The sequence below is a fragment of the Actinomyces glycerinitolerans genome (genome assembly GCF_900098745.1).
Classification (GTDB): domain Bacteria; phylum Actinomycetota; class Actinomycetes; order Actinomycetales; family Actinomycetaceae; genus Actinomyces; species Actinomyces glycerinitolerans.
Window position 1 is genome coordinate 342,242 of sequence record NZ_FQTT01000011.1, and the last position, 21,211, is coordinate 363,452.

24 protein-coding genes are annotated in these 21,211 nt (G+C 67.6%); 4 read left to right on the forward strand and 20 right to left on the reverse strand.

From position 1 onward, the window contains the following. Positions 1–20: 20 nt before the first annotated feature. The 4 genes from ACGLYG10_RS10040 to ACGLYG10_RS10055 all read right to left on the reverse strand — a co-directional run bounded on the left by ACGLYG10_RS10040 (position 21) and on the right by ACGLYG10_RS10055 (position 3,914). Entirely contained in the window at positions 21–656 is a 636-nt protein-coding gene (locus ACGLYG10_RS10040) for a MusI family membrane protein (RefSeq protein WP_073331243.1), read from the reverse strand. Between the two features lie 13 nt (positions 657–669). Then, the gene (locus ACGLYG10_RS10045) at positions 670–1,530 is read right to left on the reverse strand and encodes a carbohydrate ABC transporter permease (protein ID WP_234416300.1); all 861 of its coding nucleotides are present in this window, start codon (positions 1,528–1,530) and stop codon (positions 670–672) included. A 44-nt stretch (positions 1,531–1,574) separates the two neighbouring features. Further along, positions 1,575–2,420 (reverse strand): carbohydrate ABC transporter permease, encoded by an 846-nt coding sequence (locus ACGLYG10_RS10050; protein WP_073331246.1) that lies wholly within the window; start codon positions 2,418–2,420, stop codon positions 1,575–1,577. Positions 2,421–2,570: 150 nt separating this feature from the next. Beyond that, positions 2,571–3,914 carry an ABC transporter substrate-binding protein gene (locus tag ACGLYG10_RS10055; RefSeq protein WP_073331249.1) on the reverse strand — a complete coding sequence of 448 codons (1,344 nt, stop codon included), beginning with the start codon at positions 3,912–3,914 and terminating at the stop codon, positions 2,571–2,573. Positions 3,915–4,254: 340 nt separating this feature from the next. On the opposite strand from ACGLYG10_RS10055, the gene ACGLYG10_RS10060 reads away from it, so the two are divergent. The 3 genes from ACGLYG10_RS10060 (at position 4,255) to ACGLYG10_RS10070 (ending at position 6,099) form a co-directional block, all read left to right on the forward strand. Next, a complete protein-coding gene (locus ACGLYG10_RS10060; RefSeq protein WP_073331252.1) occupies positions 4,255–4,482 on the forward strand; it encodes a toxin-antitoxin system antitoxin subunit in 228 nt (75 codons plus the stop codon). After that, positions 4,479–4,874, forward strand: coding sequence for a type II toxin-antitoxin system VapC family toxin (locus tag ACGLYG10_RS10065; protein ID WP_083565826.1), 396 nt, complete (start codon positions 4,479–4,481; stop codon positions 4,872–4,874). The genes ACGLYG10_RS10060 and ACGLYG10_RS10065 overlap by 4 nt, the downstream gene beginning before the upstream one ends. A 274-nt stretch (positions 4,875–5,148) precedes the next feature. After that, a complete protein-coding gene (locus ACGLYG10_RS10070) occupies positions 5,149–6,099 on the forward strand; it encodes a hypothetical protein (protein WP_211483013.1) in 951 nt (316 codons plus the stop codon). 132 nt (positions 6,100–6,231) lie between these two features. On the opposite strand, the gene ACGLYG10_RS10075 is transcribed toward ACGLYG10_RS10070, so the two are convergent. From ACGLYG10_RS10075 to fbaA, 11 genes are all read right to left on the reverse strand, one after another. Beyond that, positions 6,232–6,825 (reverse strand): hypothetical protein, encoded by a 594-nt coding sequence (locus ACGLYG10_RS10075; protein ID WP_139240945.1) that lies wholly within the window; start codon positions 6,823–6,825, stop codon positions 6,232–6,234. Continuing rightward, entirely contained in the window at positions 6,822–8,117 is a 1,296-nt protein-coding gene (locus tag ACGLYG10_RS10080) for a DUF7224 domain-containing protein (RefSeq protein ID WP_073331261.1), read from the reverse strand. Before ACGLYG10_RS10080 ends, ACGLYG10_RS10075 begins: the two co-directional genes overlap by 4 nt. Continuing rightward, positions 8,114–8,929 carry an ABC transporter ATP-binding protein gene (locus ACGLYG10_RS10085; RefSeq protein ID WP_211483014.1) on the reverse strand — a complete coding sequence of 272 codons (816 nt, stop codon included), beginning with the start codon at positions 8,927–8,929 and terminating at the stop codon, positions 8,114–8,116. The genes ACGLYG10_RS10080 and ACGLYG10_RS10085 overlap by 4 nt, the downstream gene beginning before the upstream one ends. A 127-nt stretch (positions 8,930–9,056) precedes the next feature. Next, positions 9,057–9,281 (reverse strand): hypothetical protein, encoded by a 225-nt coding sequence (locus ACGLYG10_RS10090; protein ID WP_139240946.1) that lies wholly within the window; start codon positions 9,279–9,281, stop codon positions 9,057–9,059. Beyond that, positions 9,278–9,871, reverse strand: a complete 594-nt coding sequence (locus ACGLYG10_RS10095; protein WP_073331270.1) for a hypothetical protein — start codon at positions 9,869–9,871, stop codon at positions 9,278–9,280. Before ACGLYG10_RS10095 ends, ACGLYG10_RS10090 begins: the two co-directional genes overlap by 4 nt. 183 nt (positions 9,872–10,054) lie before the next feature. After that, on the reverse strand, positions 10,055–10,765 hold the full coding sequence (locus ACGLYG10_RS10100) for a response regulator transcription factor (protein WP_073331433.1): 711 nt from the start codon (positions 10,763–10,765) through the stop codon (positions 10,055–10,057). 4 nt (positions 10,766–10,769) lie between these two features. Then, positions 10,770–11,990: a sensor histidine kinase gene (locus ACGLYG10_RS10105; protein WP_170866500.1), complete on the reverse strand. Its 1,221-nt coding sequence runs from the start codon at positions 11,988–11,990 to the stop codon at positions 10,770–10,772. A 448-nt stretch (positions 11,991–12,438) separates the two neighbouring features. Beyond that, a complete protein-coding gene (locus tag ACGLYG10_RS10110) occupies positions 12,439–12,666 on the reverse strand; it encodes a hypothetical protein (protein ID WP_073331276.1) in 228 nt (75 codons plus the stop codon). A 359-nt stretch (positions 12,667–13,025) separates the two neighbouring features. Further along, complete coding sequence (locus tag ACGLYG10_RS10115; protein ID WP_073331279.1) at positions 13,026–13,493, reverse strand: hypothetical protein; 468 nt, start codon at positions 13,491–13,493, stop codon at positions 13,026–13,028. Positions 13,494–13,661: 168 nt separating this feature from the next. Further along, positions 13,662–14,054, reverse strand: coding sequence for a hypothetical protein (locus ACGLYG10_RS10120; protein ID WP_139240948.1), 393 nt, complete (start codon positions 14,052–14,054; stop codon positions 13,662–13,664). A 266-nt stretch (positions 14,055–14,320) separates the two neighbouring features. Beyond that, positions 14,321–15,370, reverse strand: a complete 1,050-nt coding sequence (gene fbaA, locus ACGLYG10_RS10125) for a class II fructose-bisphosphate aldolase (RefSeq protein WP_073331285.1) — start codon at positions 15,368–15,370, stop codon at positions 14,321–14,323. Positions 15,371–15,622: 252 nt separating this feature from the next. On the opposite strand from fbaA, the gene ACGLYG10_RS10130 reads away from it, so the two are divergent. Further along, the gene (locus ACGLYG10_RS10130; protein ID WP_073331288.1) at positions 15,623–16,060 is read left to right on the forward strand and encodes an Hsp20/alpha crystallin family protein; all 438 of its coding nucleotides are present in this window, start codon (positions 15,623–15,625) and stop codon (positions 16,058–16,060) included. A 91-nt stretch (positions 16,061–16,151) separates the two neighbouring features. Here the strand turns inward: ACGLYG10_RS10130 and ACGLYG10_RS10135 are convergent, their stop codons facing one another. The 5 genes from ACGLYG10_RS10135 to ACGLYG10_RS10155 form a co-directional block, all read right to left on the reverse strand. Next, positions 16,152–16,847 (reverse strand): TrmH family RNA methyltransferase, encoded by a 696-nt coding sequence (locus tag ACGLYG10_RS10135; protein WP_073331291.1) that lies wholly within the window; start codon positions 16,845–16,847, stop codon positions 16,152–16,154. Continuing rightward, positions 16,840–17,409: an orotate phosphoribosyltransferase gene (pyrE, locus tag ACGLYG10_RS10140; RefSeq protein WP_170866503.1), complete on the reverse strand. Its 570-nt coding sequence runs from the start codon at positions 17,407–17,409 to the stop codon at positions 16,840–16,842. Before pyrE ends, ACGLYG10_RS10135 begins: the two co-directional genes overlap by 8 nt. A gap of 609 nt (positions 17,410–18,018) precedes the next feature. Next, on the reverse strand, positions 18,019–18,777 hold the full coding sequence (locus ACGLYG10_RS10145; protein ID WP_083565829.1) for a TlpA family protein disulfide reductase: 759 nt from the start codon (positions 18,775–18,777) through the stop codon (positions 18,019–18,021). Next, entirely contained in the window at positions 18,770–19,693 is a 924-nt protein-coding gene (gene ccsB / locus ACGLYG10_RS10150) for a c-type cytochrome biogenesis protein CcsB (protein WP_073331294.1), read from the reverse strand. The genes ACGLYG10_RS10145 and ccsB overlap by 8 nt, the downstream gene beginning before the upstream one ends. Further along, positions 19,686–21,206 carry a cytochrome c biogenesis ResB family protein gene (locus ACGLYG10_RS10155; protein ID WP_083565830.1) on the reverse strand — a complete coding sequence of 507 codons (1,521 nt, stop codon included), beginning with the start codon at positions 21,204–21,206 and terminating at the stop codon, positions 19,686–19,688. Before ACGLYG10_RS10155 ends, ccsB begins: the two co-directional genes overlap by 8 nt. Between the last annotated feature and the right edge of the window lie 5 nt (positions 21,207–21,211).

Sequence of the window (21,211 nt, forward strand, 5' to 3'; positions counted from 1 at the left end):
TAGCGCGGCGCCGAGCCGCGCTACCCGGTGGATGTACGGGCGTCCTCACGCAGACGGTCGATGACGGGCCGCTGCACCAGAGCCATGAGGTAACCGATGAAGGCGACGCCGAGCAGCACCACGAACCAGCCGGCGGCGGCACGCGCGCCCGGCAGGGCCACCACCAAGACCACGGGGGCGGCAAGCAGAAGCAGGCACACGGCGGTGCGGCCGAGTGCCCCGACGGCCAGGCGCGCCGCATTGGCCACGTGCGCGCCGACGGTGTTGTCGAAGAAGGCGACCAGCGGCACCAGCCAGATCAGGACGGCGACGATCAGCAGCGCCCCGGCGTCGACCAGACCGGTCAGGGCGGCACCGCCCAGCTGGGACAGCGACAGGTTCATCCAGGCGGCCAGTCCCGCCGCGGTGAGCGTCGGCAGCCACCAGGCCAGCGACTGGACCAAGTTGGTGCGGAAGGAGTGCCACCAGGTGCGCACCGTGTAGGTGTCCTCGTCGCGCACCATTTCCATCACCACGCGGGCGCAGGCGGTAAGCGCTGCGCCCGCGGTGATGATCGGCAGACACGCCAGCAGGGTGAGCAGGTTGACGACGACGAGGTCGGCGGCCGCGGACCAGGCCCGGTAGAAGGCCGAGTCGGGTCTTAAGAAACCGGGCATGGCGCGGGCCGGCTCAGCCCTTGACGGCCCCGGCGGCGACGCCCTCGACGATGTACTTCTGGCCGAAGGCGTAGAAGACGACGATCGGGATGATGGCCAGGACCAGCATGGCCATCTGGGCGCCCATGTCGCGGTTGCCGTTGGAGCCGACGAGCATCTGGATGACGATGGGCACCGTCTTGTAGCGCTCGTCCTGGCCGATGACCAGGTTCGGCAGGAGGAAGTCGTTCCACACCCACATGGCGTTCAGGACCGCGACCGTCACCGAGGTTGGCTTGAGCAGCGGCATGACCACCCGGAAGTAGCTCTGCAGCGGGGTGCAGCCGTCCATGTAGGCGGCCTCCTCGATGTCCATCGGCACGGACTTGATGAAGCCCGCGAACAGGAACACGGACAGGCCGCCGCCGAAGCCCAGGTAGAGGATGATCATGCCCCACGGCGTCGCCAGGCCCAGCGCGTCGGCGATCTTGACGGTGGGGAACATGACCAGCTGGAAGGGGGCAATCATGGAGAAGGCGAACAGGTAGTAGATCAGGGAGGTCCACCAGGTCTTGACGCGGGTGATGTAGTACGCGGTCATGGCCGTCAGCAGCACGATCACCGCCACCGAGCCGACGGTGATGAACAGCGACCAGCCCAGGGCCCGGGCGAAGCCGGACAGCTGCAGACCGGTGATGTAGTTGGTCAGCCCGGCGAAGGTCTCGCCGGTGGGCAGGGAGAAGGGCGAGTCGGAGATGAAGAACTTGCCCTTGAAGGAGTTGATCAGGATGAACAGCAGCGGAATGATCCAGATCAGCGACAGCACCGTCAGCAGGGCGGTGAGCAGGTTCTGACCGGCCGTCTGCTTGCGGCGGGCGGGCTTGGAGGGCTGCATCGGCTTGATGGCCGTCGGGCCCATGGGGGCGAGGGTCTCGGTGCTCACGCTTCAACCTCCTTGGCGCGGGTCGCACGCAGCTGCAGCACGGCGATGACGGAAACGATGATGAAGAAGATGACGGCCTGCGCCTGGGCGATGCCCTGCTTGCCGACCTGCTTGTACATCAGGTCGACGATGTTCAGCGCCGCCATCTGCGTCTGCTTGAGCGGAGCGCCGTTGGTCAGCGCCAGGTTCTGGTCGTACATCTTGAAGGTGTTGGCCAGGGTGAGGAACAGGCAGATGGTGATGGAGGGCATCACCATCGGGATGGTGACGTGACGCAGGGTCATCCACTTACCGGCACCGTCGATCTGGGACGCCTCGATCAGCTCCGGCGGCACGTTCTGCAGGCCGGCGATGTAGATGATCATCATGTAGCCCATGAGCTGCCAGTTGATCAGCAGGATCAGGCCGAGCATGCCCAGGTGCCAGTCGTTGACGATGGTCTGGCCCCAGTGGCGCAGGATCGCGTTGAGCATGACCTGCCAGGTGTAGCCCAGCACGATGCCGCCGATCAGGTTCGGCATGAAGAACACCGAGCGGAACAGGTTGGTGCCGCGCAGCTTGCGGGTGAGCAGGTAGGCCAGGGCGAAGGCGCCGAGGTTGACGGTGATGATGGATATGGCCGAGACCAGGGCCGTGAAGCCGAGCGCCTTGACGAATCCGGTGTTGCCGGTCAGCGCGGTCTGGTAGTTGGCGAAGCCGACCCACTTGGCGTTGGTCAGCGTGGTGAACTTGGTCAGCGACAGGTACAGGCCCATGAAGAAGGGCACGATGAACGCGATGAGGAAGGCGATCAGCGTGGGGCCGGTGAAGACGACGAAATACTTCTTGAGCGACTTGGTCATGTGTGTCTCGAGGGGTTCACGGAGGCGGGGTGGCAACGGCGCGTTTGAGTGGGAATGACAGGCGGCGCCCGGCAGTGTCACCGGGCGCCGCCGTCGTCAATTCGTGATTCTACAAGGGCCACTCAACGGCCGTTGTGGGAGTGCGGAGAATCAGGCGCTCTTCTCGGCGTGCCACTCCTCGACGAAGTAGGTCTTGACGTCGTCCCACTCCTCGGCGCCGGAGGCGTACTGGGACAGGTGCTGACCGGCCTGATCCTTGAAGTCCTGGCTCGGGAAGGTCTGGAACACCCAGTTGATCGGGTACAGGTCCTCGTTGTTCATGTACTCCACGACCTCGGCGCCGAGTGGGTCGGCGGGGGTGAGCTCGGCGAAGGCCGAGTAGGGAGCCATGGAGACCACGGAGTTGTCCGTGAGCAGCTTGGCCGCCTCGGCGTCCATGAACAGCCAGTTCAAGAAGTCGATGGAGGCCTGCTGGTCGGCCTCGGAGGCCTGGGAGTTGATCGACAGGTAGTTCTCGGTGCCCAGCGCGATGCCGGAGTCCTCCTCGCCGTCCACGCCGATGTAGATCGGCATGAAGTGGATCTGGTCCTCCTTGACGACGTTGCCGTCGACCTCGGAGATCTGGGACCAGGCCCAGTTACCGTTCTGGACCATGGCTGCCCTGCCCAGGGCGAACTCGGCCATCGAGTCGGAGACGGACTTGGCGGAGGCCTCGGAGGGGGCGATCGTGGAGTTGTTGAGGTACAGGTCGAAGATCTGCTGGTAGTTGTCCGAGTAGGTCAGCTCGAGGTCGGGGGTGTCGGTGACGCCCTTGTCCTTGAACTCGTAGTAGATGGGGTAGTTGGCCAGGTGGGTCTGCCAGCGCCAGTCCTCACCGGGGGTGAGGGAGGTGGAGGCGAAGACGCCGTCGATGCCCAGGTCGTCCTTCTTGGACTGCATGTCCTCGACGACCTCCTTGAGCTTGTCGAAGCCCTTGATCTCGTCGATGGAGGAGGCCTTGGCGCCGTCCATCGCGAAGTAGGCGTCCATGATCTCGCCGTTGTAGATCAGGCCGTAGCCCTCGGTTGCGAGCGGGGAGCCGTAGACGGTGCCGGCATCGTCGGTCAGGGCCATGGACGGGTCGGTGAGGTCCTTGACGAAGTCCACGTCCGAAATGTCGAGCGCGTAGTCCTGCCAGGTGGCCAGGCCGACCGGGCCGTTGATGTTGAAGATCGTGGGCGGGTTGGACTTGGCGACCTCGGTCTGCAAGGTCTGCTCGTAGGTGCCGGAGGCGGCGGTGACGACCTTGACCTGGACACCGGTCTTCTCGGTGTAGGTGGAGGCGATGGTCTTGAAGGCGTCCTCGGCCTCGGGCTTGAAGTTCAGGAAGTAGACCGAGCCGGTCCCGGAGTCGCCGGAGCCGGAGTCGGACCCGTTGGAGCAGGCGGCCAGAGTCGCGGCGAGCGCGACCGCCGCGGAGCCACCGAGCATGGAGCGACGGGTGATGGGTCGCATTGATTGTCCTCCCTTGGACACGAGGTTGCCGGGCCGAGGCCCGGGTAGAGAGCAACTGCCAATCGTGAGCCATGAACCGCGGAACGGCTCACAGCGCGACGGCGATGACGCCCCCCATTACACACGACACCCCGCCTTGCTGCAAGCCTTGCAAGCCGGATTCGGGATATTCATGGGCAAATACGGGGTTTTCCACGAACTTGCGGCACCATCCTGTAACCTTTTTGCAAAGACGGCGCCACTTCATTGCAGGCCGGCGGTCGCCCGCGCAGCGCAAACCGGACTCGGCAACCCATGTCCCGCGACTGAGGCGTCACACCCCGAGCGGTATGATTCTGGTATGACTCAGAAGATTGCGGTAAGCCTCCCGGATGAGCAGGTCAGCTCCATCCGGCGTGCGGTTGCGCAGGGGCGGGCGGCGTCGGTGTCCGGGTACATCAGCGCGGCTGTCGCCCGCGCCGAACGCGAGGACGGCCTGACCGAGCTGCTCGACGACTTGGACCGCGAGCTGGGCCCGGTCGACGACGCCGACCTGGCCTGGGCCGACCGCGCCCTGGGACTGGCGTGACCACGGACGGCGAGGTCACGGGCCTGACCCTGGACACCGGGGCACTGCTGGCGCTTGAGCGCGGCGACGCCAGAATGCGGGCCCTGCTGCGCCGGGCAGTCGAGGCCGGGATCGCGCTGGCAGTACCCGCCGGCGTCGTCGCCCAGGCCTGGCGAGGAGGACCCCGCCAGGCGCGAGTCGCACGGCTGCTGGGAGACCCCGCGGTTCAGATCATCCCGCTGGACGACGTGACGGCGCGGGCGGTGGGGCTGCTGTGCGGCCGCAGCGGACACCCCGACGCCGTCGACGTCCATGTGGTGCTGCACGCCCGCGAGCAGGGCCACGCGGTAGTGACCTCGGACCCGGGCGACCTGCACGCCGTCGACCCCGGGCTGCGCCTCATCGCCGTGTAGCCCGCCGACGACGGCGAGGCCGGCCTCCTGGACATCACAGGGTTCAACGCCTGTGCCGACCCCCTGTCTCCTACTACGAGCTTTTGCACCCTGGTGTGCGGGTATACCCATCGGATCAGGGCGCAAAAGCTCGTACCACAGGTGAAGGACGTGTTCCTGCGCCACGTCCCGAGCCTTCATCGGCGGGCATGGGCCGCGGTGCCCATTGCCCGTGATTGCCCAGCCGGAGAGGATACGATGCATGTCCGCTCCCACCGAGGTATCCGGCAAGGTCGTGCACCGCCTGACTGGCCGACGCACTGCCCCGGAGCGGGCTGCGCTCGCGCTCATCGTCATGACAATGCTGATATCCCTTCTGGTCGTGGTTGACCACGTCAGGCGGAGCAGGCCCGAGGCCTCCATCGGAGGAGACGCGTCGCAGCCGGTCCGGGAACTGGTCGAACTGGTCGAGACCCTCAGCAACATGAGCGGCTGGTTGTACACCGCGCTCGTACTTGAGACGGTCGGACTGGTACAGCTCATGAAGCGCCGGCAGGCGACCGCGGCCGTAGCGGGGTTGTGGGTGAGCGGACCGCTTACGTACACGATCGCGTTCACAGGGGCGGATGAGACATTTCAGGTAATGGAGGGAACGATTGGTGACAGCGTCGCCCTGTTGGTGGCCTTGCTCGTCGCCATGATCCCAACCGGCATTACCGCAGTAGTGGCGGGACGGCGGATGCCCCGGCCCCGCCCCGTGTCCGTCGCGTTGGGCCTGGGGGCGTCGGTGTTCCTGCTCGCCTTCTCCGCGATTCAGCTGATCCGAGGCTGGCTGAATTACCAGTATGTAGCGAACCTCTGCTGGTACGCACCCGTGCGAATCGACGCGGCGGTGGGCCCGTGGCTGTCCACGGAAGTCAACCTGAACGGCTCCGAACACGGTCTGCCGTTCATCGGTGCCGGTGGCGTGATGCTGGTGGCGGTGTTCGTACTCGCGCTGCTGGCCGTGACGGCGTCGGCCTTCCGGATTCGAGGGCTGTTCCTGGCAGGGGCGGTCGGTGGACCGGTTGCTCTGCTGATTCACCATGTAGCGGTCTGGGTGGTCGCGGACAACAGCCTGTTCCGGGGATCGCAGTGGGTGCCGTTGGCGTTCCTCGTCCTGCAATCCGGGATTCTGTTGGCGATGTCCCTGGCTGCCCGGTCGGCGGCAACGACAACCGTGGCGCCGGTGGCGGCCAGTTCATAAGGCGCTGGAGGTGCCAACCGGCTGATGCGAGCTTTTGCACCCTGCTACGAGCTTTTGCACCCTGGTGTGCGGGTATACCCATCGGATCAGGGCGCAAAAGCTCGTACCAGAGGTAAAGGGCGTGTTCCTGCGTCAGGGGCGCGGCAGGCCGAGGTCACCCCGCCAGCGTCGGGCGCAGGCTAGCAGGCCGACTGCCAGCAGCCCGACGGCGACCAACCAGGACGTCAGCACGGTGGCGGGCGCCTGCCCCCAGTTCCACGGCGCGGGCGCTCCCGCCGGGTGCCCGAACCAGGCGATGACGAAGAATCCCGCCAACGGCCCGATTGCGGCCAGGGATTCGCGCAGCGCGCCGGCTGCCAGCAGTGCCAGGCCGAGCCAGGCGAGGTAGGCACGCCCCGCCTCAAGCGCCCCCATGCCCGAACGGGGCAGGGACGCCGCCACCACAAGCAACAGCCCCAGGGCTCCCATGCCCGCCAGGTGCAGCCAGCGGGCCCGCGCGACCACGCCGACGTCCCCGCGGTCCATGGCGGGCACCGGGGAGGCCAGGCTGCCGACCGCCAACACCGCGATGAAGGCATCGAGCACCAGCAGGTAGGGCACGGCCACGGGATCGCCGCGGGATACGAGCGTCAGCATGTTGGTGCCGATCACTGCGCTCATGACCGCGATGACCGCCATGAGCGCGCAAGCCGCGAGCAGCCTGCGGGAGCGCACGTAGAGTTTCACCGGCACTGCTCCGCCGCGCTGTCACGCATGGTGTCGAGGCGCTCTTGGATCCAGGCGTCCTGTGTGGCCTGGTCGGACCTGGCCACGCGAGAGATCTCCTCGCGGTCGATTTCTCTGGTGTCTCCCATGCCAGCAGGACGGGCATCGGCGTCCTGCAAGCGCAGTTCGATCAGTCCTTGCAGTTCGCCATAGGCCCGGTAAAAGTCCGCGGCGTCAGGATCGGCGTCCGTCGGCAGGCAGTCGACCGACACCGCCGAGCCGACGATTATTCCCGCCAGGTCGTTCGCAGCGAACCAGACAGAATCGGACTCGATGGTGAAGTTCGAGGCCCCCGGCTCCAGCCCGTAGGCACTGACGTGGTCGGGGAGCTCCAGGCCGAGCGCATCCGCCTGCTCGGCGGCGCGCTCGGCAAGCGTGGTCAGCGCGGGCAGCCGGGCGGCGTCCTCGGGCCACACGCACAGCCGCAGCTGCGTATCGGTGCACACGGGATGTTCGGGAATGGCGCGCTCCACCGTCAGCGGCGGACCGGTCAGCACGAGGCCCGCCCCGAGCACGCACACCGCACAGCCCGCGGTGACTGCCACTCGGGTTCGCCGCGGCTGCGGGAAGGCGGTGCGCTCACGACGGGCTCGCAGGGCGGCGAGCAGACCCGGCAGCGCCAGAGCGGCGGCAATCACAATCGCGGCCTCGACGACGGCGAGCGTCACCCCTGCGGGTGTCAGTGCCACCCAGGCGTGGCCGGCAAGGAATACTCGGGTCAGCCGGCTCTCCGGCGCGCCCACGGCCGTCCCCTGGGTGGTGATGAGCCGGAGGAAGCAGGCCAGCACGGCGACCACGGGCGCGAACCAGGCCGGGCCGCCGAGTCGGCCCAACAGGACGCCGACAGCCAGGCATTCGCTTACCACAGCCAGGGCGATGATGAGGTACGAGGGCCACAGAAAGCCCACCGGGGCGGAGGCGGACAGGTTGACCGCCACCGCGCATATCGCGCCAACCGCAATCACGCCCGCACCCGCCAGCAGGTAGGCGGCCAGCAAAGGTCCGGCCCAGGGCTCGCCGCCGTTGCGGGAGTCGCGTTCCCCGCGGCGACGCCGCGCCTCCCAGGCTGCCGCCCCGGCCAGGGCGGGGCCGAGGTAGCACAGCGGGGCGGTGATGGCCGCCGATGCCTCGGGCCATACTCCCTGCCACTGGTGACGGTCGCTGAGCATCAGGGCCACCAGTCCTACTGCGGCCAGGGGTGCCACACGGACCAGCAGCGAGCGCCGCAGTTCGATGCGCAGCACGCCGCTCATGACTGCTCCTGACTGAGCACGCTCATGTAGCCGCGCTCGAGCTGGTTGTCTCCGGGAGCGTCGGGCGACACCTGCACTTCCAACTCCGCCGTGTTGCCGCGGAAGCGGACCTGCCCGGCGTCGAGCACCATTATCTCGTCGCTGAGGGCGCGCACGTCCTCGACCAGGTGGGTGGCCAGCACGGTGGCGGTGTCTTCGAGCTCCTCTACCAGGGCGCGGAAGGCGATGCGCTGGGCGGGGTCCAGGCCCACGGTCGGCTCGTCGAGGAGCAGCAGGGCGGGGCGGCTGACGAGGGCGGCGGCCAGGTGCACGCGCTGGACCATGCCCCCGGACAGGGTACGCAACGGTCGCTTGGCCTGCGCGGCCAGTCCCACCCGGTCGAGCGCGTTCATGCAGGTCTCCCGTCGCCCGCGCGTGGGCAGGCCCTTGGTCCAGGCCGCGTACTCGACCGTGTCGAGGGCACTGAATCCCGGGACCGACGCCGGGCGCTGGGGCATGAGCGCGAGCCGGCGCCGGGCCCGGCGCGCAGCGGAGGTGTCGGTGACCGTAGTGCCGCCGACCGTCACCGTCCCCGTGCTTGGCGCCAGCTCACAGGCCATGATCGACATGAGCGTGGTCTTGCCGGCGCCGTTGGGGCCGAGCAGGCCGAGCACTCGCCCCGCACCGACCTCCAGGTCGAGCGGGGCGAGTGCCTGCAGCCGGCCGAAGTCGCGCGACACACGGTTCAATGTGATGATCGAGTGGGAGTCCGCCCCCGGTCGGCTGTGTTGGTGGTGCTGGGCGCCTGCCCCACCCGGCATCTGCGTCTTCATGATTCGGTTGTACGCCGATTCCCCAGGTCCAGCCATGCGGGATTTCCCTGACCTGGCCCTGATTCACCTGCTGGACTCACAGGGTGATACGGCCACCGGCGCAGTCATGTTCAATCAGACAGAAGTCTCAGTCGTCCCGGTGGCGCATCCAGTACAGGTAGGAGTACACCCCGACGACGGCGAAGAAAAGTGGATATCCCCAAACGCGGGGTGTCAACCAGGCCTCAGCCGAGCTCAGGTTGTCACCGTCAATCAGTCCTAGTATCACTCTGGCCAGTAGCAGCCCCCAGAAGAACTCGATCACCAGCCGCCACACCGGTGGCCGACGGCGCTGAGGAGCCTTCGAGTTCATAACTCTCCCCTGCAACTGAAAGCTGCGGCGGCCAGCTGCACGCCGATTGCCACAGGACCACCAAGCGCCTTAACAGTCGAAGCGCCGAGAATCTTCGCAACGGTCTTGGCCGTAAGACCCCAGTTCCAAGCCTTGATACCGGACTTAATGGCCGCGATCAGTCCCGAAGAAGCCTTGCCAGCGGGGACCCCCAAACCCTTGAGCGCCACACAGAGAGCGAACGATCCGGTACTCTCGGCCTGCATTCCGCCTTCGCGTACCGAGCCTGAACTCGTCTGGTCAACCTCATTCAAGACGTCCGCCAGCATACGGAGTTCTGGAAGACTCTCCTCGAATCCGTCTTCAATAACGGCGTTCTCATTCACCATCAGCTTCCCATCCGCACCCATGGGGATGTAGCGGGTGAAAAGTATCTCGAGGTCGTCGGCGAGTTCCTCGGTCTCCGCCGCGGACAAACCCGTGGCTTCAGAAACCGACCCGCTCTGCACGACGTCTGACGATGGAACAGCCGCGGCCATTCCCCCACATCCAATGGAAAGCGACGCAGCCAACAGGAATCCAACAACGCGTCCCGCACTCTTGACCGACATGATGATTCTCCTTTGAAAAGCAGTCACATGCTCATCGACCAACCGCCGGTCGATGCAATACAAGGCTATGACTTAGGCCTCACCTGGAACACCGACGAATGTCAGTAACCTTCCTACTCCCAGCAGTAGCGAGAACCGCCAAGGTTGCTGCCTACGCCTCACTCTGCGAGTCGGCCGATGCCATCATGCCGAATCATCCGCCACCAGCCCGAGGCGGTTGGCCTTGACCGCAAGTTCGGTGCGAGAGGAGCAGTTCAGGGTTTGGAGGATCTCCGAAAGGTACGTGCGCACGGTCGACTCTGTGTGCCCGCTCCGCGTCGCCACCTGCCGGTTGGACAGTCCCCGAGCCACCAGTTTAAGCACCTCGGCATGGCGGGGAGAGAGCGCTTCGGCGCGGTCGAGGAACTCAGCGTTGGCCTCCCGCTCGGCGGCCCGCTGCCGGAGGCTCTGCGCCGCGACTTCCAACGGCTCCGGCCCCAGAACCGTCTTGCCCGCCACGGCATCGCGCACAGCAGCGATGATCTGCTCAATGTCCATGTCCTTGGTGAGGAATCCTTGCGCGCCCGCGCCCAGGGCCTCTGCCAGGCGGGCCTTGTCCTCAAAGGCGGTCAGCATGACCACGACGACCCCGGGATGACGGGCAGCAATCTCCCGAGCCGCCTCGACGCCGTCCATCCTCGGCATCTCCACGTCCACCAGCGCCACATCCACTCGGTGCAGGTCGAGCACGCGCAGTGCGGCGAATCCGTCCTCAACGGCCGCTACGAGTTCGATCCCCGGTTGATCAGAGAGCATGTCCGCGTATCCCTCACGCACGAGGGCGTTGTCCTCGGCGAGTAGTACCCGCAGGGGCGTGCTTTCCGACGGCAAAGCGGCATTGGATGAGGCGGTCATGTTGTCAGTCTCCCCCCGTGTCACCGGCAGACTCCACTCCCACACGGACGTCGGCTCCGCCATCCGGCTCTGCACCCAGGCGCACCGGTACGCTCGCTCCGAGCAGCCAACGATCGCCTGCGGGGCCGTAAACCACCTTGCCGCCCAGGCGCGCCGCACGCATGGCCAAACCGCTGAGGCCGGTGCTGCCGCTCATTCCCTGCCTGCGCATCTCTTCTATTGTGGCCGACTGCCCGCCGCCGGTGTGCCTCGCGGAGGAAACCTCGAGGTTGATATGGTCACCAATCTGGTCGATTTCTACCACTACCGTAGATCCATCCGGCGCGTATTTGAGGGCGTTGACGGCGCCCTCACGCAACGCCAGTACAAGCAGGGTCTGCGACGGAGGATCAAGGTCGCGCAGCAGCACATCCCATGACACCGACGAGCCAGCCTCGAACAGGACCCCTCTTGATTCCAACATCCGGCGGCACTCGGAGACCGCGGCGCGCAAGTCGATGTTCTTACGTTCCGTCACAGAATCCGGTGTACGCAACCCGTCCATGAGACCGCGCAGATGCGTCATGGCCTGCTGCCCGGCGTCCACAAGGGCACGCGCACGGTCCTCCTCGGAGCCGGCGGGCAGGTCCCGGGCAAGGCTCTGCCCCGCCACCACGACCTGGGCCAGATCCGTTGCGATCGAATCGTGTAGTGTCAGCGCGATTTCGGAGCGGACCCGCAGCTCCTCGTTCTCAAGCTCCAAGCGCAGCCGCGCCTCCCGCTCCGCCAGCTCAACCAGCCTGTGCTCGTACTGCCGCAGCGCCATACCGACAATCACAGCGATTGCCGTCAGCACAGCCTGGGCGCGCATAAACGCCATCGAATCGTTCGCAACGACAGTACCAGTCATCGCATGCACTGCGACGACCGCCACAACGGCAGCATCCCAACGTCGCGATAACCAATCCACTACCACAAGCTGTAACACGACCGAGGACAGCAATACACCTGCAGACAGCACCTCGTCCGCCATACTGCAAACGACTACAAGCACTCCGGCGAAGCGCGGAAACCAGCCCAATAATACGGAACCCAAGGCCGTCAAGATAGTTAGTACTACGGTGGATGCCGCTGACCGCCCCCCAACCCAGGTGCTCGCATCGAATACCAGGAAACCTGCACCAAGAGTCGCGTAGGTGATCTTCTTTCCTAGCGACATCCCACTGCCACCGATCGAGCGGTCCACCGGATACCTACGCATCAACGCCAATACTTGCAGTAGGAGGGAAGTAATATACATAATACCTCGTGTCCTCCGTCAGTATCGCTGCCCCAGGAGTTCAACGTCCCTCCCGCCGATCCCTCCACGGCGACCACCGCTAACATTGACGATACATCCGCCGCCACCGGCTCTGCCGTCACCTGCGGTACCGCACCGCCCACCAGCGCCGCCACCAACAGCATCCCGGCCGTAGCTCGCCTCATCATCGTGTGCTCCCTCCATCTCGCCATCGAGCGTTGCCCGAGGCCATTGTCCCCGGTGAGCCGCGCCTACGCCATCGACGAATGTCGGTGTCCGCCCGCCCCCTCCCGTCCTCCGAACCACAGGGGACAAGCCTGACCCGGTTCAGGGCATCGACGAACCGAAGTCCTACGCCGGTGTCGAACACGCCCCGCCTCGTCAAGCGATGTTCTCAGTCGTCCCGGTGGCGCATCCAGTACAGGTAGGAGTACACGCCCATGACGCCGAAGAAGAGCGGGTAAAGCCAGACACGCGGGGTCAGCCAGGCCTCGATGGACAGCAGGTTGCCGTTTTCCAGTCCCAGAAGCACCCGCGCCACCATGAGCGACCAGAAGAACTGCGCCACGACCCGCCCGGCCGTCGGCCGCCGGCGCCGCGTGCTTTCGCCGGTGACACTCATCGGGACCTCCTTAGTCCGAACTCACCGCAGTGTACCCGGCAACTCACCGGCACACGCGGGCGTTTCCACCACCATCGGATGTACCCCGACACTTTGCGTCCTGCTGCGAGCTTTTGCACCCTGGTGTGCGGGTATACCCATCGGATCAGAGCACAAAAGCTCGCAGCAGAGGGCAGAGGTGGTTCCAGGACTACGTCGGCACCGACGCCGTAGCCGGATGTCCCGCCGCTGCCATGCGCCTGCCGTCGATGGCCGACGCCCCAGCCTCGGGCTGCGACAACGGCGATCGGGCACAGGGATCTGCCGCGGGAGGGCCGGCATTCCAGAAGGTGCACATGCACTCCCAGCGCCCCGCGCCGCTACCATAGCCCGATGACGGGGTACCTCGGAGCGGTGAACCACTGGCGCGCCGCGGGCGTTACTGCGGCCAAGGACATTGCCAACGGAATCCCGGAACCCAAGACAGTCAACCCCATCCACGGCGAGCGCCAGTCGGGCAGGAAATCGGCATACACCGCCCAAACCGCCAGGTGATGAACCAACAGCATGACCGGCCCGCCGATCGCCCCAGCAATAAACGCTCTCCACATCCGGGTGCTCCATGCGATCACGGCCAGCATCCCGAAAGCACACGCCGCCACCAGCACCACGCCTCCAACCCCGAGGAAGGGCAGTCCGTAAACAAGATCAGCATCGATGATCATTGGGGCCAGCCACGGTCCGATCTCCAATACTTGTCCCTCTTCTGGATACATCACTTCCCAGAAGGTGAACCACACCAGGCTCAGCCACGCGCGCCCAACCTCGATCACCGCCAACAACAACAAGAACAGGGATGCTCCTACCCCCACGGATACAGCAGCGGGTTAAGCACGCATGCCCCTGCGCCCCGCCATCACCGCCGCGACGCCCGTCGCGATCACCAGCGGCAGCAGTACCAATCTCAAGGCAGCCCCGACAGAGCTCCCGCCCGCCAAAGGCGCCTCGGACTGAGATTAGGCGACAGTCGTTGCGAAGTCTTGGAGGATCGGCACACCGAGACCAAGCAGTCCTGCCGCCGCGCTCGCCGACCGCCGCCGCCCCATTTGAGCCAGAGCCACCACCTCCAGCGCTACCGCGACGAGCAGCCAGCCGGGGTGGTCCAAGAGTCCGTAGATCAGCGCCATGACTATCGCGTACGGATTCCCACTCGCATTAGCTACAACAAACGATCCAATCGCCATCAGGGCGAGCACCAACGTCGTAATGAACGTCAAGAGGAGCAGCACGAGCGCAACCATCTCCTCGGTGCTGCGCGGAGAAGGCGGGTTCTGCGTACGACGCATTTGGGCCGACGGCGAGAATCCGCCCGGCACACCAAGCCCATGAAAGCCACTGGAAACGCTCATGGGTCGAATGTTTTCCCCAATGACCTCGGCACGCAACGGTGACCACTGCCCATGGGAACAGACACCGTGCCGCCGCGACACCAGACCGTGCGAGACCGTGCGAGACGGTCTCCGCCAAACGCCGCTGCGGTCCCGGCACCGCGTGGGTGCCGGGACCGCAGATGATGTTTAACGGCACCGGGGCAACCGCACCCGCGTGCGGGCACCCCGGGAAACACCGGAGCCGGGACGACGACGCCGCGCCGGGCGCGCCGTCGCCGGGCCGATCAGCGCTTGGCGGAGCCGACGGAGCCGAGGCGCTCGCAGGCCTCGACCACGCGGGCGGCCATGCCCTCCTCGGCGGCCTTGCCCCAGGCGCGCGGGTCGTAGGTCTTCTTGTTGCCGACCTCGCCGTCGATCTTGAGGACGCCGTCGTAGTTCTTGAACATGTGGTCGGCGACCGGGCGGGTGAACGCGTACTGGGTGTCGGTGTCCACGTTCATCTTGATGACGCCGTTGCGCACCGCGGTGGCGATCTCCTCGTCGGTGGAGCCGGAGCCGCCGTGCATGACCAGGTCGAACGGAGAGTCCTTCACACCGACCTTGGTGGACAGGCGGTCGCCCAGGCGGGCCGCGACGTCCTTCTGGATGTCGCCGAGGATCTCGGGGCGCAGCTTGACGTGGCCGGGCTTGTAGGAGCCGTGCACGTTGCCGAAGGTGAGGGCGGTGATGTAGCGGCCGTTCTCACCCAGGCCGAGGGCCTCGATGGCGCGGAAGGCGTCATCCGCGGTGGTGTACAGGTTGGCGTTCTCGGCACCGGTGATGCCGTCCTCCTCGCCGCCGACGGCGCCGATCTCGATCTCGAGGACGGTGTTGGCGGCCTTGGTGCGGGCCAGCATGTCCACGGCGATCTCGATGTTGTCGTCCAGGGACTCGGCCGAGCCGTCCCACATGTGGGAGTTGAACATCGGCAGCTCGCCGCGCTTGACCTGCTCCGCCTCGATCTCGAGCAGCGGGAGAATCCAGGGCTCGAGCATCTTCTTGGGGCAGTGGTCGGTGTGCAGGCCGATGACGCCCGGGTACAGGTCACCGACGGCGCGGGCGTAGGCCGCGAAGGCGATGGAGCCCTTCACCCGGTCTAGACGGGAGGAGCCGGACCAGTACGCGGCGCCGCCGTTGGAGATCTGGACGATTCCGTCGGACTCGGCGTCGGCGAAACCCTTGAGCGCCGCAGACAGGGTCTGCGAGGAAGTGACGTTGATCGCTGGGATGGCGTACTTGCCGGCCTTGGCGCGGTCAAGCATGTCGGCATAGGACTCCGGGGTTGCAATGGCCACTGGGTGCCTCCTGATGAAAGTGAATAGTCAGTGGTGCACCGCTGATTCTGTCACGGATTCACTCGCGCGTGAACCGGATCATGGTCCTGTTTGGTCGCGCAGTCCCGCAACCGGCGGGTTTCACCGTTGGCGATGACCCGGATCACTCCGGCGGGAGGGGGTCCACAATTGACCCACAGGCGGTCGGCGCGCAAGGACGCCGCCGCTCGACTCTCGGACCCTCCGAGGCCGTAACCACTGGAGGTGGTTGACATGGCAACAACATCCTTTGACCCGTTCCGCGACCTGGACCGCTGGCTCACCGGCGGCATGGTGCGCACCCCCGCGTCCGTGGGCATGCCCCTGGACCTGTACCGGGAGGGCGAGTCCTTCGTGGCCCGCATTGACCTGCCCGGCGTGGATCCCGCGACGATCGACGTGGACGTCGAGGACCGCACCCTGACCGTGCGCGCCGAGCGCCCGGCCACCGACGCCAAGGACGTGCAGTGGCTCGCCCACGAGCGCCCGACCGGCACCTTCGCCCGCCAGCTGACGCTGGGCCACGGGCTGGCACTGGACCGCATCTCCGCCCAGTACACCGACGGCGTGCTGACCCTGACGATCCCGGTGGCCGAGGAGGCCAAGCCGCGCAAGATCGAGGTCACCCACGCCCCGGCCCACCACCCGGTCATCGAGGCCGACAAGGCCTAAACCCCGCGGCGCCCCGGCACTCGCCCGGCGGCGCCGTGATCACGTCAAACGACTCGGCCCGTCCCGTCGTCTCCCCGGGCCCGTTCCCGACTCAGTCGGGGGCGGGCCCGGCGTGCTGCAGCACCCAGGCGTGCATGGCGACGGCGGCCGCGGCGGCCACGTTGATGGAGCGGGTGGAGCCGTACTGGCCGATCCGCAGCACCCGTGAGCAGCGCGCCAGCAGCGCCGGGCTGATGCCCTCCCCCTCGCTGCCGAACACCATCAGGCAGCGCTCCGGCAGCACGGCCTTCTCCAGCGGCTCCGCCCGCGGCCCGTTGTCGATCCCGATCACCTCGTAGCCGGCGTCGGCGGCCCACTCCAGCAGCGCGTCCGGCTCGGGGTGATGGCGCACGTCCAGGTAGCGGTTGGTGACCATGGCGCCGCGCTTGTTCCAGCGGTGGCGCCCGATGATGTGCACGGCGGCCACGTTGAAGGCGTTGGCGGTGCGCACGATCGACCCGATGTTCAGATCCTGCGAGAGGTTCTCCACGGCCACGTGCAGCGGGTGAGCGCGACCGGCCAGGTCGGCGCGGATCGCCTCGATGGTCCAGTAGCGGTAGCGGTCGACGACGTTGCGGCGGTCGCCGTCGGCCAGCAGCGCCCGGTCGTAGCGGGGGTCGTCGGGCCACGCATCCGGGCCCCCGGGCCAGGGGCCGACTCCGACCTCGCGCACGCGCGCCGTCGGCGCGTCCGCACCGGCGGTGTCGGAGGAGTCGGCCGCAGCGGGGCGGTCGGCGGCGTCAGTCAAGTCCCAGGTCCGCCAGTCCGAGGGCGGCGTAGTAAGGCAGGCCGGCGGCCTCGATCCGCTCGCGCGCCCCGGTGGCGCGGTCGACGATCACGGCGACGGCGAGCACGTTGGCGCCGGCCTCGCGCAGCGCGGCGACGGCCTCGAGCGGGGAGCCGCCGGTGGTGGAGGTGTCCTCCAGGACGACGACGTTGCGGCCGGCGACGTCGGGGCCCTCCACGCGGCGCTTCATGCCGTGGTCCTTGGCGGCCTTGCGCACCACGAAGGCGTCCAGGTCCAGCCCGCGGGAGGCGGCGGCGTGCAGCATGGCGGTGGCCACCGGGTCGGCGCCCATGGTGAGCCCGCCGACGGCGTCGACGTCCTCGGTGCTCAGGCCGGCCTCCTCCAGCATGTCCAGCATGACGTGGCCGATGAGGGGGGCGGCCTCGTGGTGCAGGGTGGCGCGGCGCATGTCCACGTAGAAGTCGGACTCCAGCCCGGAGGCAAGAGTGACCTTCCCACGCACGACGGCGAGGTCGCGGATGAGTTCGGCCAAGCGGGCGCGGTGGGAGTCGTTGGCGATCACATCGGTACTCACGCCGCCAAGGCTAACCCGACGGCGCCGTACGTTGCAGGATGGGTTGATTCCAGGGCGGGAAGCGGGCTGTAGGCGTCATGGCCGGGCGCCCTCGGTGTGCGTGTTGACGGTTAGTGTGCTTCGGCGGCGGTTCCGGTGACGGTTCAGCAGTTGGCACCAGCGCTTCGGCGGTTCCGGCGGCGGTTGGGCCCCTGGCACCAGCGCTTCGGCAGTTCCAGTGAGGGCTCTGCACCTGGCGTTGACGGTTCGGCACTTCCCGCAACGGTTCGGCACTTGGCACCAGCGCTTCGGCAGTTCTGGCGACGGTTCGGCACCCCGAGGTACGAACCGTCACCGGAGGGTACGAAGCGTCCACCGGAGGGTACGAAGCGTCGTCGTGAGGGGATGCGCCCTCACCCCGGCCGCCGGCAGGGGTGGCCAACGCGCAGGCGGCACACGCCCAGGGCAGGCAGACGACCCCACACCGTGGACACCCCCTACCAGTCCTCCCCCACCCGGCCCGCGGGCACACAGACGACCACCACAACGACCGAACTCGGCACGTGACCTCTACCGACCTCGGCGAGGGTGGGGTGGAACGAGGCGGGGGCCGTCTGGTCAGGCGCCGGTGAGGGCGCGCAGCGACTCGTCCATCTGCTCGGGGGTGAGCAGGCCGACCTGTACCTGCTCCACGACGCCGTCGGCGCCGATGAAGAAGTGCGAGGGCACGCCCATGATCCCGTAGGCGGCGGAGATCGCCTGGCTGCGGTCGGGCACCTGCGTGAAGTCATTGCCCACGCGCTCGGAGTAGGCGCTCACCGCGGCGGCATCCTCCCCCACGTAGACCACGATCACCTCGACGTCGTCCCCGTAGTCGGCGGCGGCCGCCTGCACGTCGGGCATCTCGGTGCGGCAGCCCGTGCACCAGGTGGCCACGAACATCAGCCACACCGGCCGCCCCTCCATGGCGTCCGGATCCAGCACCACCTCCTGGGAGTCGAGGTCGGTGGCGGTGAAGGCCGGAGCCCTCTGCCCCACCGCCGGGGCGCTGTCCGCCCCCGCCACGTCCACCTCGGTGACCACGGCGGTCTCGGCCTGGGCCGGGCCGGCGTCGTCGGGCCCCACGGCCCACCAGGCGGCGATGGCGATGGCGAAGGCCGCGACGATCATCACGGCCACCTGCCCGAAGCGGGAGCCGCGGAGGCCGGCGCGCCAGGCAGGCTCGTCGGGGTCATCGGCCCGGGTCGCGGGCTCGGGGTCATCGGCCCGGGTCGCGGGCTCGGGGTCATCGGCCCGGGTCGCGGGCTCGGGGTCGGGCCGGTCGCTCACGTCGGCGGAGGTCTCCTCCGGCAGCTCGTCACTCGAATCGTCACGCATAGGAGTGCAGTCCTCCGAAGAACAGGTTGCCCAGGTAGGTGAACAGGACGGCGGCGAATCCCAGGATCAGCAGCCAGGCGGCGCGGTTGCCCCGCCAGCCGCGGGTCACGCGCGCATGCAGGTAGGCGCCGTAGATCAGCCAGGTGACCAGCGCCGCCGTCTCCTTGGGATCCCAGCCCCAGTAGCGGCCCCAGGCGACGTTCCCCCACAGCGCCCCCAGGATCAGCATGAGGGTCAGCATGGGGAAGGTGACCACGGTGGCCCGGTAGGCCAGGTCGTCGAGCACCTCCTGCCGGGGCCAGCCCCGCCAACGCACGTGCGGGGCCAGCAGGTACATGACCGCGGCGGCGAAGGAGACCACCGCGGCCCCGTAGCCCAGGGAGGCGGTGAACACGTGCAGCGTCAGCAGCGGGGAGTTCTGCAGCGCCGGCATCAGCGGGCTGGGCTGGTAGGACAGGGTGGAGGCGTAGATGAGCATCGCCAGGATCACCGGCAGCACGATGATCGACACGGTGCGCACCCGGTAGCGCCACTCGAACACCACCTGCGCCAGCATCATGCCCCAGGCGAAGCAGATGGCGAACTCGTAGTGGTTGGAGAAGGGGGCGTGCCCGGTGGCGATGGTCCGGGCGATCAGCGAGCCCGTCAGCAGCAGCAGGGCCAGCTGGGTGGACTTGGCGGCCCACCAGGTGACGGTGAAGCGCTTGATCGGGGCCCGCTGGACCCCGCCGGTCACCTCCACGGTGCGCTCGCCGTCGCCGGTGTCGACGACGACGGTGACGCCCGTCCCCCCGGCCGGCGCGGCGGCCGCGGCCCGCGACATGCGGGCGGCGAAGAAGGCGCCCAGGTAGGCGATGGTGGAGACCACCACCAGGGCGGTAGTGATCAGCAGTAGGGCCTGGGAGTACTCAAGCATCGGCGTCGGTCCTTTCCGCGTGCCGCGTCATTTGCCCGCTCAGGCGGACGGCCATGTCGGTGAAGAATGCGCTGAACCCGAAGTCGCGGCGGTCCGGGGAGGCCAGCTGCACCAGGACGCCGCCGTCGCCCTCGGTGACCCGCACCCAGATGCGCCGGTGCCGGAAGAACATGGTCATGCAGGTGCCGATCGCCAGCAGGCCGAAACCGACCCACACGATCGGGGCGCCGGGGTCGCGGCGCACGATCAGCCCGGTGAACTGCTGCTCCCGCTCGAAGGTGAGGGTGTAGTCGCCCACCGCGCCGGGCGTGCCCTGGTCCAGGACGGCCTGCGCGCTGGGTGTGGTGGCGTCGCCCTGGTACAGCTCGACGCGCACCTGGCCGGGCTCGATACCGGTGCCGACCTGCCCGGAGGCCGCCTCCACCACGTACATGACGGTGCCGTCGGGCAGGGTGGTGTGGCCGTAGTTGAAGATCTTGTCCGACGTGGTCCATTCCAGGGCGACGCCGTCGTGGAGGACCTCCGCCCCGGAAGCGTCGACCACCCGCATGACGGCGGAGACCCCGAAGTAGGACTGGTGGAACATGACGCCGTGGTAGCTCAGCGGGGTGTTGACCCGCACCTGCTGGGAGGCGACCTGGCGGCCGGCGTCCAGCAGGGTCAGGTCGGCGACGTAATCCTTGGGAGAGCCGTCCTCGTAGTAGGTGTCCTGGAAGCTGTTGGCCTGCACGGTCAGCGCGGTGCCATGGCCGACGTCCTTGGGGTGGCCGACGGTCAGGGCGAACTGCTGGTCGCGGAAACCGGTCAGGGAGGAGACCACGAATCCGGCCATGACCACCACGAAGGCGACGTGGGCGAAGACCGTACCGAAGGGCGCCCAGTGGTTGCGGTCCAGGTAGGCGTTACGACCGGGTCCCCGCTCGTCGACGATCACGCGCAGGTGGTGTCGGCGGGCGTCGGCGCACACGATCTCGAAGGCATCCTCGGCACTCACCGGCGCGGTGAAGTGGGAGCGCAGCCGGGCCCGGTCGAAGAAACGTGCGGTCACCCGGGTGCGGGGGTGGCGGGCGGCCCGCCAGATCACCGGCAGCCGGTGCGCCGTGCAGGCGAGGATCGAGGCGGCCAGCAGCCCCATCACGACCAGGAACGGCACCGAGGTGAACATGTTGAAGGCGCCCAGCGCGCGCAGCATGCCGGTCCAGCCGCCGAACACCGGCCGCACCTGCTCCAGCCACTGCTCGGCGGCCTGCGCATCCGCCCTGGCGGAGGCGGGCATCTGCGGGAGGATCGCACCCAGCAGGCCCAGCAGGCCGGCCAACAGGATCAGCACCAGGCCGACGGTCTTGTTGTAGAGGAAGGCGTACACCTGCCCGGCCAGCTGACCCGGGGACGGCGCGGCCTGATCATCGAGGCCGTCCACGGCTCCGGCGCCGCCGGGCTCACCGGTGGTGCCCGCCTGCTTCGCGGCGGGCGACTGCGCCGGCCCGGTCGGCCGCGTGTCGGTCTGTCTCACCTTCA

Excerpts from the sequence above, each read along its gene's own strand:
- ACGLYG10_RS10040 (WP_073331243.1), bottom strand. The coding sequence starts at position 656 with ATGCCCGGTTTCTTAAGACCCGACTCGGCCTTCTACCGGGCCTGGTCC.
- ACGLYG10_RS10045 (WP_234416300.1), bottom strand. The coding sequence starts at position 1,530 with ATGCAGCCCTCCAAGCCCGCCCGCCGCAAGCAGACGGCCGGTCAGAAC.
- ACGLYG10_RS10050 (WP_073331246.1), bottom strand. The coding sequence starts at position 2,420 with ATGACCAAGTCGCTCAAGAAGTATTTCGTCGTCTTCACCGGCCCCACG.
- ACGLYG10_RS10055 (WP_073331249.1), bottom strand. The coding sequence starts at position 3,914 with ATGCGACCCATCACCCGTCGCTCCATGCTCGGTGGCTCCGCGGCGGTC.
- ACGLYG10_RS10060 (WP_073331252.1), top strand. The coding sequence starts at position 4,255 with ATGACTCAGAAGATTGCGGTAAGCCTCCCGGATGAGCAGGTCAGCTCC.
- ACGLYG10_RS10080 (WP_073331261.1), bottom strand. The coding sequence starts at position 8,117 with ATGAGCGGCGTGCTGCGCATCGAACTGCGGCGCTCGCTGCTGGTCCGT.
- ACGLYG10_RS10085 (WP_211483014.1), bottom strand. The coding sequence starts at position 8,929 with ATGAAGACGCAGATGCCGGGTGGGGCAGGCGCCCAGCACCACCAACAC.
- ACGLYG10_RS10090 (WP_139240946.1), bottom strand. The coding sequence starts at position 9,281 with ATGAACTCGAAGGCTCCTCAGCGCCGTCGGCCACCGGTGTGGCGGCTG.
- ACGLYG10_RS10095 (WP_073331270.1), bottom strand. The coding sequence starts at position 9,871 with ATGTCGGTCAAGAGTGCGGGACGCGTTGTTGGATTCCTGTTGGCTGCG.
- ACGLYG10_RS10100 (WP_073331433.1), bottom strand. The coding sequence starts at position 10,765 with ATGACCGCCTCATCCAATGCCGCTTTGCCGTCGGAAAGCACGCCCCTG.
- ACGLYG10_RS10110 (WP_073331276.1), bottom strand. The coding sequence starts at position 12,666 with ATGAGTGTCACCGGCGAAAGCACGCGGCGCCGGCGGCCGACGGCCGGG.
- ACGLYG10_RS10120 (WP_139240948.1), bottom strand. The coding sequence starts at position 14,054 with ATGAGCGTTTCCAGTGGCTTTCATGGGCTTGGTGTGCCGGGCGGATTC.
- ACGLYG10_RS10130 (WP_073331288.1), top strand. The coding sequence starts at position 15,623 with ATGGCAACAACATCCTTTGACCCGTTCCGCGACCTGGACCGCTGGCTC.
- ACGLYG10_RS10145 (WP_083565829.1), bottom strand. The coding sequence starts at position 18,777 with ATGCGTGACGATTCGAGTGACGAGCTGCCGGAGGAGACCTCCGCCGAC.
- ccsB (WP_073331294.1), bottom strand. The coding sequence starts at position 19,693 with ATGCTTGAGTACTCCCAGGCCCTACTGCTGATCACTACCGCCCTGGTG.